The 12,901-nt window shown below is 52.3% G+C and carries 14 protein-coding genes; 2 read left to right on the top strand and 12 right to left on the bottom strand.

All coding sequences use genetic code 11. From position 1 onward, the window contains the following. Positions 1-20 precede the first annotated feature (20 nt). From HZS52_RS23075 to HZS52_RS23060, 4 genes are all read right to left on the bottom strand, one after another. Positions 21-518 carry a tripartite tricarboxylate transporter TctB family protein gene (locus HZS52_RS23075; protein WP_027959914.1) on the bottom strand — a complete coding sequence of 166 codons (498 nt, stop codon included), beginning with the start codon at positions 516-518 and terminating at the stop codon, positions 21-23. A gap of 27 nt (positions 519-545) precedes the next feature. Further along, positions 546-1,496, bottom strand: coding sequence for a Bug family tripartite tricarboxylate transporter substrate binding protein (locus HZS52_RS23070; RefSeq protein ID WP_190373788.1), 951 nt, complete (start codon positions 1,494-1,496; stop codon positions 546-548). A gap of 87 nt (positions 1,497-1,583) precedes the next feature. Further along, positions 1,584-2,114 (bottom strand): chromate transporter, encoded by a 531-nt coding sequence (locus HZS52_RS23065; RefSeq protein WP_027959912.1) that lies wholly within the window; start codon positions 2,112-2,114, stop codon positions 1,584-1,586. After that, positions 2,111-2,680 (bottom strand): chromate transporter, encoded by a 570-nt coding sequence (locus HZS52_RS23060; protein ID WP_009287174.1) that lies wholly within the window; start codon positions 2,678-2,680, stop codon positions 2,111-2,113. The genes HZS52_RS23065 and HZS52_RS23060 overlap by 4 nt, the downstream gene beginning before the upstream one ends. A gap of 178 nt (positions 2,681-2,858) precedes the next feature. Here HZS52_RS23060 and HZS52_RS23055 point away from each other — a divergent pair, with 178 nt between their 5' ends. Continuing rightward, positions 2,859-3,554, top strand: coding sequence for a GntR family transcriptional regulator (locus tag HZS52_RS23055; protein WP_022520673.1), 696 nt, complete (start codon positions 2,859-2,861; stop codon positions 3,552-3,554). A 77-nt stretch (positions 3,555-3,631) separates the two neighbouring features. After that, on the top strand, positions 3,632-4,201 hold the full coding sequence (locus tag HZS52_RS23050; RefSeq protein ID WP_190373787.1) for a DUF1415 domain-containing protein: 570 nt from the start codon (positions 3,632-3,634) through the stop codon (positions 4,199-4,201). Positions 4,202-4,369: 168 nt separating this feature from the next. On the opposite strand, the gene HZS52_RS24570 is transcribed toward HZS52_RS23050, so the two are convergent. The 8 genes from HZS52_RS24570 to HZS52_RS23015 all read right to left on the bottom strand — a co-directional run bounded on the left by HZS52_RS24570 (position 4,370) and on the right by HZS52_RS23015 (position 12,899). Next, positions 4,370-5,338, bottom strand: a complete 969-nt coding sequence (locus tag HZS52_RS24570; RefSeq protein WP_423250061.1) for a methyl-accepting chemotaxis protein — start codon at positions 5,336-5,338, stop codon at positions 4,370-4,372. Positions 5,339-5,377: 39 nt separating this feature from the next. Next, the gene (locus HZS52_RS24565) at positions 5,378-6,034 is read right to left on the bottom strand and encodes a Tar ligand binding domain-containing protein (protein ID WP_223828003.1); all 657 of its coding nucleotides are present in this window, start codon (positions 6,032-6,034) and stop codon (positions 5,378-5,380) included. 256 nt (positions 6,035-6,290) lie between these two features. Beyond that, positions 6,291-6,785, bottom strand: coding sequence for a GNAT family N-acetyltransferase (locus HZS52_RS23040; RefSeq protein WP_190373786.1), 495 nt, complete (start codon positions 6,783-6,785; stop codon positions 6,291-6,293). A gap of 23 nt (positions 6,786-6,808) precedes the next feature. Beyond that, positions 6,809-7,801, bottom strand: a complete 993-nt coding sequence (locus HZS52_RS23035; RefSeq protein ID WP_190373785.1) for an LLM class flavin-dependent oxidoreductase — start codon at positions 7,799-7,801, stop codon at positions 6,809-6,811. A gap of 141 nt (positions 7,802-7,942) precedes the next feature. Further along, positions 7,943-8,635, bottom strand: a complete 693-nt coding sequence (locus HZS52_RS23030) for an SDR family oxidoreductase (protein WP_190373784.1) — start codon at positions 8,633-8,635, stop codon at positions 7,943-7,945. 146 nt (positions 8,636-8,781) lie between these two features. After that, positions 8,782-10,059: a nitrate regulatory protein gene (locus tag HZS52_RS23025; RefSeq protein ID WP_190373783.1), complete on the bottom strand. Its 1,278-nt coding sequence runs from the start codon at positions 10,057-10,059 to the stop codon at positions 8,782-8,784. Between the two features lie 125 nt (positions 10,060-10,184). After that, on the bottom strand, positions 10,185-11,537 hold the full coding sequence (locus HZS52_RS23020) for a NarK family nitrate/nitrite MFS transporter (protein ID WP_009287177.1): 1,353 nt from the start codon (positions 11,535-11,537) through the stop codon (positions 10,185-10,187). Positions 11,538-11,879: 342 nt separating this feature from the next. Next, entirely contained in the window at positions 11,880-12,899 is a 1,020-nt protein-coding gene (locus HZS52_RS23015) for a patatin-like phospholipase family protein (protein WP_190373782.1), read from the bottom strand. Between the last annotated feature and the right edge of the window lie 2 nt (positions 12,900-12,901).

Raw genomic sequence — 12,901 nt, 5'->3', positions numbered from 1 at the left:
AGCATCAGTCATAGGTTACGTTACCATTGAGCACGAGGAAGATAGATGTTGAAGGCCTCAGAAAATAAATAGTAAGGCCCAGCAGAAAAGAGAATGGCGACGAAGATGGCAATCGCTACGGTAGTAGCCTTCCTGGGGGCTAGGTAAAGCTGTGTAGTAAGCAGATATACAAAAGTGCTGATAATAAATCCCGCAATAGGCATTGCTATCATATACACAGTAAATAGCACCAGGTTGATGATGACGGCTTTAAGTGCGGTTAGTCTTCTCCAGGCAATGCAAAAGGTTGTACGCGGTAAGCCGTGTTTGGAGAGTTCAAAGATAACTGCCATGCCGCATAAAATTGCAATACTGAAAAAGATAATTTGTGGGAAAGTACCTGCACTCATGGGTTCCCAACGAGAGGCCGGCAATGAGCCGGCCTTGAAGGCCATGAATAAAGCACCGAGGGCGATGATAAGGTAAGACAGCACTTGTAACGCCGGGATTAGAGCTGTCTCTGCGCTTCTGCGCTCCATAAAAACCTCCTAAAGCACAACGTTACCTTAATTAAGGAGGTGGGCGTTGTTTTCAATGAACTCGTTATTACGCTCTAAATAAGCGGTATAGTCTTCTCTGTTAAGGTAACGCACTGTGCCGCCTACATTCTCAATGTCGGTTTTAAACCCTTCACTATTAGCGACATTTTTAAGCGCACTTTCCAGTGTTGAAACGACCGACTCGGGTGTTCCTTTGGGCACAACAACCCCACGAGTAACTAAAAACTCAAGATCATGCCCCAGTTCTTTAAGTGTGGGTGTATCAGGTAGTTCTTCAATGCGTTCAGAAGTAGCCGCTGCTAACACGTTCAAATCGCCATTTTCTACGAAGGCGCGTGCTGAGTAATAGTCCTCTATAGCCACTGTGATATGCCCACCCGCGAGCGCACGTAACCTTTCTCCAGTCCCTTCATACCCCACATAGCCAAACTGAGTGCCTGTGGATTCTTCAAATTGCACTGCCCATAAGTGTGGAATACCACCTAATGTAACGCCCATCCGATACTCACCTGGGTTTGAGATGACATCTTCGAGCATGTCATCGAGTGTTTCCCAACCAGTATCGGCATTTACTACGATGACCGAGTTATCGCTGGTCATCATGGAAACGACATCAAAATCGTCCCAGTTGAGGTCTGTCACCCCCGAATGGTGCGCGATCAGCAAACCTTCATGTATTTGCGAAATAGTGTATCCATCGCTATCTCGGCGTGAGGCTTCACGCAGTCCTACCGTTCCACTTGCTCCAGGCATATTAATCACAGGCACCGCTTGGCCTAACTCTGTTTCAAGATGTTTGCTTACCAAACGCATTAGCAAGTCGCTGCCGCCACCTGGCCCCCAGGGCACAATAAATTCGATTGGCTTTTCAGGATAATTATCAGCAGCTGTTGCAAAGGCGGGTATAGAAAGTGCTGCTGCTAAGGCGGTGGTAGTGAATAGCGATTTAAGTGTCATTGTTTACCCCATTGATCCATGAATTGTTGTGAGTTTTGGCGTGTTGAGTGGTGTTACTTATAAGTTTTTGTAAAGTTTGAGTTATCTTTACGGAATAATAAGCCCTCCATAAACCAGGGCGCCCATAACCACAAAGGCGGGGTGCGTGTTAAAACGAATCAGTGCTATAGCGGCGACTATGCCAATGATCAGGGTATGAATCGCCCCGCTGGTATTAAGGCTTTCGAGCAGAAACCCCAAGGTCAGCCAGGCCATCATCATGGCGATGACTGGGCGCACCCATTGGCTCATGCGCTTAACCCGGGGGGAATCACGATGACGGTAGAGCAACCCTAACGCGCCTAACATGAGTAGCAGCGTAGGGATCACTGTGGCAGCTACGGCAATGAAGGCACCGCCAATACCCGCTACTTCATAGCCCACATAGCCGGCCATTTTGGTCGCGATAGGGCTAGGTAATGCGTTGCCGAGGGCTAATGTTTCCGCGAAGGTTTGTGCGGTCATCCAGCCATAACGGCCAACCACTTCGGCTTCGATCAGTGGAATAATGGCCGGGCCGCCGCCATAGCCGATAATGTTTGGGATAAAAAAGGCTAGGAAGAGATCCCAATAAATCATGCCGCTCCCTCCGCTTTTTTCTTACCGGCAGGGCGCAGGAGGGCGGCAAGTAGAATGGCGCCAATCACCCAGCCTGGGTGAATGCCAAGCCAGTAGATCAGCCCGGCGGCAATGATGGCCATGGCAATGCTGACCAGCCAGCCAAGAGCGGCCTGGGATTTATCAAAAAAGTCCCAGGTGAGCTGCGCCATCATCACCATGACCACCGGCACCACGGCTTGGCCCATGCCGCGAATCCAAGCCACATCGCGGTAGCGGCTGAAAATGCCTAACATGACAATCATCGCCACAATCATCGGGACGATAATAGCAATGACGGCCGCAATACAGCCGACGACTCCACCTACACGATAGCCAATATAGCCGGGCATCTTGGTGGCAATGGGGCCGGGTAAGGTATTGCCAATCGCCAGTACATCGGCAAACTCTTCATCGGTTAACCAATGGTGACGGGTGACGACCTCGGCGCGCACTAATGGGATCATGGCGGGGCCGCCACCGAAACCAAAGATGCCGATGCGGAAAAAGGCCCAGAAAAGTTGCCAGGAGGTGGCGGGTGGTGTCATTGATGCATATCCCGCGAAGCCAAAGAGGAGATCAGAAGCATACCTAGACCTTATTTATCGTTTGTAGGTTAAAAAATCGATTATCTTGTCTAAAATAGAATATAGGTAGTGCCTGACCCAACGTCAACAGTCAAAACAGAATGGACAGCGGGAACTGAGATAAACAAAGGACATCGTGATGAATAATTCTCTACCTACGTCAGCCAAGTCAGTAGGGCCAGTGGGGCCAGCGGGTACCGCATCAAGTCGCGTGTTTGATCATTTACGCAAGGATTTGGTGGGTGGGCGTTTTGTGGCCGGTGAAAAGCTCGCTATCAATGCCCTCAAAGAGCGCTATCAAGTCGGTTTGAGCCCGCTGCGAGAAGCGCTCAATAGATTGGCGGCTTATGGGTTGCTGGTGCAGGAGAATCAGCGCGGCTTTCGGGTGCCGAAGCTATCGCGGGATGAACTGGACGATATTGCCCAAATGCGCCTGGAAATGGAGGGGATGGCGCTAGAGCGAGCTATTGCTAACGGTGACTCGCTTTGGGAGGCCGATTTGCTTGCCGCCGCACATCGCCTGAAACGGGCCGATATAACCCTGGATAAAGGCGAAGAGTGGGAGCATCTGCATACACAGTTTCACCGCACCCTGGTGGCGCCGTGTGGTTCAGTCTGGTTATTGCGTTTTATTGAGCAGTTACACGACCAGTTCGATCGCTACCGACGTTTGGGGCCAAAAATGCCGACGATACGTCAAGAGCTGGACGAGCAGCATCATCAGCTGGTGGAGCTGGCGCTACAGCGGGATGCTAAAGCAGCGCGTGAATTAATGGACGACCATATCCATAAATCCTATGAAGTCGCCCTGAAGCGCTACCAAGAGCACGTGTAGTTGGTCATGAACAGTTGGTAAACTGCTGCGCATAAAGCGTCGGCCATCGCCGACCTAACCATGATCATGAGGGTGCTATGCACACAGATAACCAACACGCAGATGACCAAGTAGCCGCGCAAACGCTGAACTGGGTGCGCACCTTCATTGTCGCCCACGATATTTGCCCGTTCGCTCAGCGGGAGCTAGCGCGTGAAGCCATCCGCGTTGAGGTTGTGCGCTCTAAAAAAATTGAAGTGGCGCTTGAAGAGCTGATGGTCGAGGTAGCGTGGCTGGACGAACACCCTGAAACTGAAACGACGCTGCTGGTATTTCCTACGCTTTTTAAAAGCTTTGATCACTACCTGGATTTTGTTGAGCTGGCCGAAAGTATCTTGGTCGATCAGGGATATGAAGGGGTCTATCAGCTCGCTACTTTTCATCCCGATTACTGCTTCGACGGGGCTGAGCCCGATGACGCTGCCAACTATACCAACCGCTCTCCCTATGCCATGGTGCATTTGTTGCGCGAAGAGAGCGTCGAAAAGGCGATCGAGTTTTACGGCGATACCGACGCGATTCCTGAGCGCAATATCGCTAAGTTAACGGCGATGGGCAGCGACGCCGCTGAGCAGCAGTTGCAGCACTGTTTTGACGTGAGCGACTAAGGTTTGTGAATCGCTAGCTGATGCTTACCTTTGCTTTTAGCGGCATACAGGGCGCCATCCGCAAGTTGTATTCTGTCGATATTTGCATTTAATGAGCCGCTAATTTTTTATGCTCTGAAGCGGAAGACCAATGGAAAAGGGCCAGCCAAGCTGGCCCAAAAGCGTGAATTAAAACTCTTCCCAATCAGGTGTGGCGTTGGGCAGTTTTCTAGCTGAATAAGCGTTAGACGCTGCAAGTGCCTGCGGTGATGAAGAAACGGTAGGGGGTTCCGAGCCACTGTGTGCTAAGCGCTTAAGTTTGAAGGTCGTGACTAACTCGGCCAAACGAGTAGCTTCATCCTGGAGTGAGGCTGACGCGGTGCTGGTCTCTTCAACCAGCGATACATTTTCCTGGGTCGCCGAGTCCATCTGGGATACCGCTGTGCTGACTTGGCTAATGCCCGACTCCTGCTCCTTTGCGGCGAGAGCAAGCTCTTGCATCATTTCCGTCACTTTACGAATAGCTTCGTTGATCTCCGCCATATCATGGCCATTTTTCGCTGCTTGTTCCGCACCGACAACAATACGCTGTGAGATATCTTCAATCATGGTGCGTATTTCTTTCGATGAGGTGGAGGTCTTTGTTGCTAATGAACGAACTTCGCTGGCCACCACCGCAAAGCCTCTGCCGTGCTCGCCAGCCCGGGCAGCTTCTACCGATGCATTCAACGCCAGGATATTGGTTTGAAAGGCGATCGAGTCAATCACCTGAATAATGTCATGGACTTTGTGCGAGGTCTCTTCTAATTCCCGCATCAGTAGGCTGGTGCGTTCAGATGCCTGCTTACCACTATTCGCCTGTTGCGCGGCGTCCTGGGTCAATTGCTGTGCTTGACCGGCAGTATCTGCGTTTTGCCGCACAATCGATGAAATTTCATCCATACTCGCGGCGGTTTGCTGCAAAGCTGCGGCTTGTTGCTCTGTACGCGAAGCGAGGTCTTGGCTGCCGCTAGCGATTTGCGTAGAACTAGAGGCGACGGCTTCGCTACTTTGATTGAGCGTACCGATCATCTCTTCCAGGCGCTCCTGCATATCCTCCATGGCACTATAAAGGCGGCCGATCTCGTTACGCCCTAGGGCGTCGATATGGCTGGTCAAATCCCCCTTTGCAATGTTTTCGCAAATGCTGACTGCCCGCTATAGAGGGCTGATGACGAGCCGGTTAATCATTATTTGTACCACAATATAGAGTACAATCGCGGTTAAAATGAGAACACCTACGGTAATACCAAAAATGACGCTGTCGCGCTGTGCTTCCGAGAGAACTTGGCTGCCTCTGCTCAGTGCATAATCATTAAAATTACTGATCGCAGTGCTAAAGTCGGCGAACTTCTGATTAATGGGATCACGGTATTCGTCCAATGCCTCATAGCGCTCGTTGTCTAAATCACTTCTTAAGGCGTCAGTGACAATAAGGTGGTAACTATCGACAATTGCATCGACTAGTGGGCGACGCTCGGAATCAACCGGGAGTTCAAGGCGAGTGAGTTCCGCAATACGCTGGTCAGATTTCTCCAAACTCTCCAATGCTTCTCCCAGCGCCCGCTCAGCGTAATTTTCGTTGCCATTGCGGTAGTGCTGTGACATGCGCTCTAGCCTGACCCGCACTTCCATTAGATTTGTTTCTGCACGGTTAGCAGCACTCGCTTGTTGAGCGCTGATTTCATTAATTTCTGCCAGCAGCTGTGCACCTTCGCGTTCTGCCATGGCACCCATGCTACCCAAAATGATAAGCATGGCTAAAAGCACAATCAGTGCGCCAGCAATCACTCTCTTAACTGATATGTTTTGCATTGATACTTCTCCTAATACTCCCCGCACCTGAATTGGTGCATAGGGGAGTTTTAAAAGGTATCAATTTCTCGTTAATATAATGATTTGATTAAGTTATCTTTAGTTTGTTAGATTGTTAAATGCTAAATCATAATAAAGCCGTATAATTAAATGTTTTTTTTAACTTGTTTGAGAGTTGTTTGGGAAATATTGTTTGATAAAGAGTTGCTTAGTAAATAGTCGTCTGGTAAAGAACCCTTTGGTAAATGGATGATTGTTAAAGCGTCTTATGCATCACATGCGTATCGACAAAACCGAAGCGCGCATGGCGGTAGGCGTTAGGAACGGTACCCACAATACTAAACCCCAGCTTCTGCCATAACGCGACGGCCACCTCATTGGTGGCCACCACGGCGTTGTACTGCATGGCCAGAAACCCTAGTTCCCGGGCCTGTTGCTGGGAGTGCTCACACATGGCTCGCGCTACGCCTTTGCCCCGTGCGGTGGGGGTCACCATATAACCACAGTTACATATATGATCGCCGGGGCCAGCCGCGTTGGTTTTTAAGTAGTAAGCGCCCAGCACTTGTCCGTTTTCATCTTTGGCAACCACACTGGCGTTAGGCGTTTTACACCATAACTGACGGGCAGCTTCAAAACTGATATCGGGATCAAACGCATAGGTCTCTTGCGCTGCAACAATGGCTTGGAAGGTGGGCCAGAAAGCAGCAAAATCGTCATCCGTTATTGGAGAGAAAGCGAGTGTGGTCATAACTATCCTGTGCAGCTAAGCGCTTATCGGGCGACCTCAGCCACAATCTCGTAGTTGCGTAGACGGTCAGCGTGGTTGTAAAAATCGCTATTAATCATCAGTTCATCTGCGCCAGTGCGTGCTTGGAATTCCTCAAGCTCTGCTTTAACTGTCTCGGGCCCACCAATAATCGCCGCGCCTAAAAATTGGCTGACTTGGGCCTGTTCCATCGGCGACCAATCCAGCTGCTCAACCGGCGGTTGTGACTGAGTCGGCTTGCCGCGAATAAGGTTTAAAAACTTCTGCTGTGCTGTTGTGGCCAGGTAGTGAGCCATCGCGTCGCTCTCTGCGGCCATCACGGGAAGGCCGACCATGGCGTGAGGCTTATCCAGGTGTTCCGAGGGGCGGAAGTTATCACGGTACAAACGCAGCGCTTCAAATAAATAGCCTGGCGCGAACTGAGCAGCAAACGCGAAGGGTAAGCCCAGTTTGGCTGCCAGCTGCGCGCTGTAACCGCTGGAACCCAGCAACCAAATAGGCACATGGGTACCTTGGCCAGGCACCGCTTTCACACGCTGCTGGGGCTCTGCATCGGCTAAGTAGCTGCGCAGCTCATTCAGCAGTTGTGGAAAATCATCGACCCCCGCATGGGCGTTGCGGCGCATAGCCTGCATGGTGGCACCATCCGAGCCGGGCGCACGGCCTAATCCCAGATCAATACGGCCAGGATAGAGCGTTTCCAGTGTGCCGAACTGCTCGGCAATCACCAGCGGTGGATGGTTAGGCAGCATAATGCCGCCGCTACCCACGCGGATGGTGGACGTTTGCCCGGCTATATGACCAATCAACACGGCGGTTGCGGCACTGGCGATACCGGCAATATTGTGGTGCTCGGCAAGCCAGTAACGGGTATAGCCTAGCCGCTCGGTTAATTGCGCCAGGGCAACACTATCGCGAAAGGTCTCTGCGGCACTGCCGCCCTGGCGAATAGGTGCCAGATCAAGGACGGAAAGTGCCGTGGAAGCGAGTTGGCTCATGGATCACCTGCAAATTAATTCGTGGGCGCGTCGGGTGAAAAATTACTTAGCGCGCTTGGTAATTACACGTTATGCGGCCATTGCAGATGAATTGCAAGGTGCCGACTATCCAGGTGGCGGATATACAGGTTCGTTGGCTCCTCAATCCTCACTTAAAGGTGGAGTGGGGCGAATAAGAATTTCATTCACATCTACATGGGCAGGTTGCGCTAGTGCGTAAATTACCGCATTGGCGATATCGCGATCTTCTAAGGCATGAGTTGGCGGTTCATCAAAAAAGGGGGTGTCGACCATTCCAGGTTCAATTAGCGTCACACGCATGCCGGTGCCACGTAACTCTTCACGTAAGTTGTAGCCAATTCCGGTGACCGCCCACTTGGTCGCGCTATACATAGAGCCTGGGATGGTCGTGCGACCTGCCGCCGAGCCGGTTAACAGTACATGGCCTTTACTTCGTTTAAGAGCGGGCAAGCAGGCCTGTATGGTGAGGCCCACGCCATAAATATTGGTCAGGATCATCTCACGCCAGGCGTCGTGGTCTGCCTCGCTAAAGCCGCCGGGTGAGCCGCCGCGGCCAGCGTTGGCAAAGACCCCATCCAGGCGGCCAAAGGTTTCCAGCGCCTGCTCAGCCATGGCCTGCTGCTGTTCCATGTTAGTCACGTCCAGCTCACAGGTCAGTACGTTTTCCGGCCCCAGCTCTTGCGCCAGTGCGGTGAGCTTGTCGCTAGAACGTGCAGCGAGTACTAACTTATAGCCTTCACGTGCAGCTGCGCGAGCGGTGGCCGCACCGATGCCGCTAGATGCGCCGGTAATTAATAGCACGCGGTGTTGCATGGGCTGCGCTCCTTGCTTGGTCAGTCAAGTAAGCTTTTAGCATGGCTAAGGTGGCAGCATCCTGCAAATATAGGCTTAACCAGCTTGGTAATGTGCTGATAATTGACCGTTAACGGGGAGCCTATCTACTTTATGTTTTAGCACCTTTACGTTTTAGCATCTTTGCGTTTTAGCATCGCAGAGAGATCCAGTATCGCTTGTGCCATATCCGCCATGCTTTTGCTTTGATCCATCGAGGTTTTTCGCAGAAAGCGGTAGGCTTCCTCTTCGCTCATCTCCTGGTGGGCCATGATGAGACCTTTGGCGCGTTCAATCAGCTTGCGTTCTCGTAGCGCTTTGCGGGTATTTTCAAGCTCATCGCTGAGCCCTTGTAAGCGGCTGGCCTGGGCTTGGGTGAGCTCGATCAGCGAGCGGCCCAGGGGGGAGGTGAGAGCGTTGGCGGTCAGGTCGCCTAATGGCTGCGCTCCATTCAGCGCCAACACCTGCTCGCAGGGGGCGGATGTTGGGCGACAGGGATCCGCCTTGGTTTTTTCTAAAGCGTCCTCGGCCTGGGCGATTTTGCGGTGGCAAAGCACACTCAGTTGTTCAATCAGCGCATCTTCAACTGTTTTCATTGAGTCGATGCGCAGCGTGGTGAGTTCATACCAGGTTTCACCCAGCTTATCGGGTGTCTCTTTGGGTGGTGATTGTTTTGCCGACGAGCGTTGGCAGGCGATATCGCGTAGATGGCAAATACCCGACAGCGTGCGCGGCGAAAGCTCCTTCTGCCATGCCTGCTGAGCTTCGGGTGTGGCAAACTCTACAAAGGTGTCGAAGCAGCGCTGTTGATCCGCCATTAGCTGGTTGAGCAGGGCGCGATGAGGCTCGTCGAAGTGACCATGGGTAAAGCCAAAGGCGCCGCAGGCGCGCTCCTGGCCTGCCAGCTCTTTGCCTTGCATTAAGTGGAAAATCGCTACTAGCGTGCGGGTAATATCGGGATCGATAGAGGTATCCGCGGCCTCAAACACAATGGCCAGTAGGCCACTGGTCAACTGGTTAAACGCCTGTGTCGCTGCATCGGGCGTGATAGCAAAGGTATCAATGGCCTGGCGAAGCGCGCCAAGTTCGTCAAGCGCGTACCAGACGGCGGCAATCCGGCGCAGTAAGCGCGCGGCGGCCTGGGGGCGGGCCTCCTCACTGAGCGCTTCCAGCCGTTGGCGCATTAGTGTTTCGGCCTGCTGACTGTGTTGCCGGTAGGTGTCGCGACGGGTTTTGAAGCGCTGACCCTGGGAAACGAGGTAAATCGTCGAGGCGCCCCGTTCACGCTGGAGCATATGAATAAAGCGGCTGATGTCGCTGACAATATCGGCGGTGGTGGCAAGGTGGGTAAGGTTGTCGATATCGCAACGGATGGCGGTTAAGAGCAGTTGCTGCGCTGAAGACATAGAAATTTCCTTGGTGACTCGCCGCCTAAATGTGAACACTCCCATACCGTTATTCTCCCATACCATGCTGAAGCGTATGGGAGTGAACAGGAACGTTATGGAAGTATGAGTGTACTGGAAAGCGCTTAGCGTAACGACAGAGCGCCCGCGCCTACATCATCACCTACTGCGTCGCTATACGCTTTGGCCTCTTCTGCTTCGGTAGCATCGCTAAAGCGTACCACCAACACGCATGAAGCCAGGATCAGTACAGTGAGGCCTAAATAGAACAGACCTTGCTGATAGGTCAGGCTTTCGCTGCGGAACAGAAAGGCAGCGCCTACCGCCCCCACGTTACCGCCAGCGCCGACTATGCCCGCCACGGCACCCAGCGCCTTTTTGTTGATAAACGGAACCACGCCAAAAGTAGCGCCTTCCGCCATCTGCACAAACAGGCTGAACACCAGCATGATGCCTATCGCTAGGCTTAATACGTGCATCTGCGAAAACGCTACCAACGCAATACCTTCGCAAACCAAGGCAATAAACAGCCAGCGAACGCGTCCTTTCAAGCCCCCTTGCTTGGCGAAAAGATCCGAGAAGACGCCGCCTAAAGTACGCGCAAAAATATTCATTAAACCAAACAGACCGGCAATCAGACCCGCGGTAGCCAAGGTAAGGTCAAACTTATCAAAGAAGTAGATGGCAGCAATATTGTTGATCGTCAGTTCCACGCCAAAGCAGAGGCCATAGACAACGAACAGCGCCCAAACACGAATATCCTTGGCGGCGGCTAGAAAGCTTTGCGCGGCACCATTTTCACCTGAAGCTTCAGGCAATTCGCCGCGTGCGCGCAGGTCGCTGAAGTTGCCGTTGGGGGCATCCTGTGTGAAGAACCAGTAGCCAATGCCGGTAAAGAACATCACTACACCAGGCACCATCATCGCTAAACGCCAGCCAAAGGCTTCGTTAACGCCCAGCATCAGCATGCCCGAGAAGATTAGTGGCATCAGTATCTGCGTGGTGCCACCACCCAGGTTTCCCCAGCCTGCGCTAGTAGCGTTGGCAGTGCCGACCACATTGGGGGCGAACATCATCGAGGTGTGGTACTGGGTAATCACGAAGGAGGCACCAATGGCCCCAATGGCTAAGCGCGCCAATAAAAAGGTTTCAAAACTATCGGCCAAGCCAATGCCCATCACCGGAATAGCGCCTAATATCAGTAGCCCGGTATAGGTTTTACGCGGGCCGATGCGGTCACACAGTACGCCAATTGCAAGGCGCACAATGACCGTGATCGCTACCGAAGCGATAATCGTATTGCCGATTTGTGTTTGAGTCAGTGAAAGGTCTTCTCGAACAATCGCCATAAGAGGGGCGATGCCGAACCAGCCGAAGAAACAGATATGAAACGCGAACCATGAAAAGTGGAAAGCGCGCATCTGAGGAGTCGAGAAGTTAAGCAGCCGAATACGGTTGGCTTTGTTGCGTATGTCCATGGGATGGCCTCACGGGGCATAAAACGAGTTGGTCGCTACGCAACGCAAACAAGTTAGCGCGTTACGCAAACAATTGACGAGAACATGCCTTCACCGTTGAAGGTCAGGTTCGACGCACTCGTACCCGACTGGGCCTGGTCCACGCCTACCACCACTGGTAGGAGTTATGCAGGTAGTTTGCCAGTTGAATATTTATTGCTAAAAATCAATATCTTAATTTATTTTTGTTGTGCGTGTTAGCGATAAGTGATCAAGTCTATGCTGCATGATTGGGCATGCAACGCCGATTTTGCGGCATCTTGGTGCTAGAAGGGTGCAATTGGCGGACTGAACGTGCAGCCATTATTCATGTAAATAGACGGCATCAATATCCAGTGTGGAGTGGCTACCAATCGCTTCAAAGTGTTCGCTTAACCAACGTTCACCGGCAGCTTGTCCCTGCTCGAAAAGATGGCATAGAAAAGGCCACTCAGAATTGGATTTGCTGGAGACAGAGAGGCCCTCAAGTGCCTGCTCGCCGCTAATGCGGTGGAACAACGCCTGCTGGTAGCAGTTTTCAATGCCTTGCTCATCGAGGGCATGCTTAAGCAGTGCAATCATACGGATCTCTTTAATCAGTGCTGAGTTAAAGGTGATCTCGTTGAGGCGGTTCATAATGGCCGATGCCGAGGTGGGGACTTCGTTACGGCTGATTGGGTTGATTTGTATCAGCAGAATATCCCGTGCGCTGCACTCCTCCATGAGAGGAAACAGGGCGGGGTTACCCATGTAGCCACCATCCCAATACGCTTCGCCGTCGATCTCCACTGCTTGGAATATAAAGGGCAAGCAAGCGGAGGCCATCACCGCGTCAACGCTCATCTCTTCACGGCGGAACACCCGCTGTTTGCCCGTGCGTACGTTAGTGGCCGCGACAAACAGCTTAAGCTGTTGGCATTGCCTAACCCGCTCGAAATCAATATGTTCGGCCACGATATCGCGCAGCGGATTTATATTGAGCGGGTTGAGTTGATAGGGGGAGGCCACACGGCTTAATAGATCCATCGCAATAAAACCGGGCGAGTGATCCAGGCTCCAGTTGCCGGTCAATATATCCAAGGGAGAGCGACGGATGGGGCTGGCCATACCCGCGCGACTCACCGCTTGCCAAAAGTCGTGCAGTGCTTGCCGAGCGGTCTCTTTATCGCCTCTTGTGAGCGCATCGGCCATTACCACGCCATTCATTGCCCCGGCGCTGGTGCCGCTGATGCCCTCAATCTCAATTCGGTCATCTGCCAGTAGGCGATCAATGACACCCCAGGTATAAGCCCCGTGGGCGCCACCGCCTTGTAACGCGAGATCTAGCTTTTTGACCTGTGCCATAT

This window comes from Vreelandella titanicae (genome assembly GCF_014697095.1).
Taxonomy (GTDB): domain Bacteria; phylum Pseudomonadota; class Gammaproteobacteria; order Pseudomonadales; family Halomonadaceae; genus Vreelandella; species Vreelandella titanicae.
Note: the sequence above shows the minus strand (reverse complement) of the source record. Positions and strands in the feature narration are given on the sequence as shown.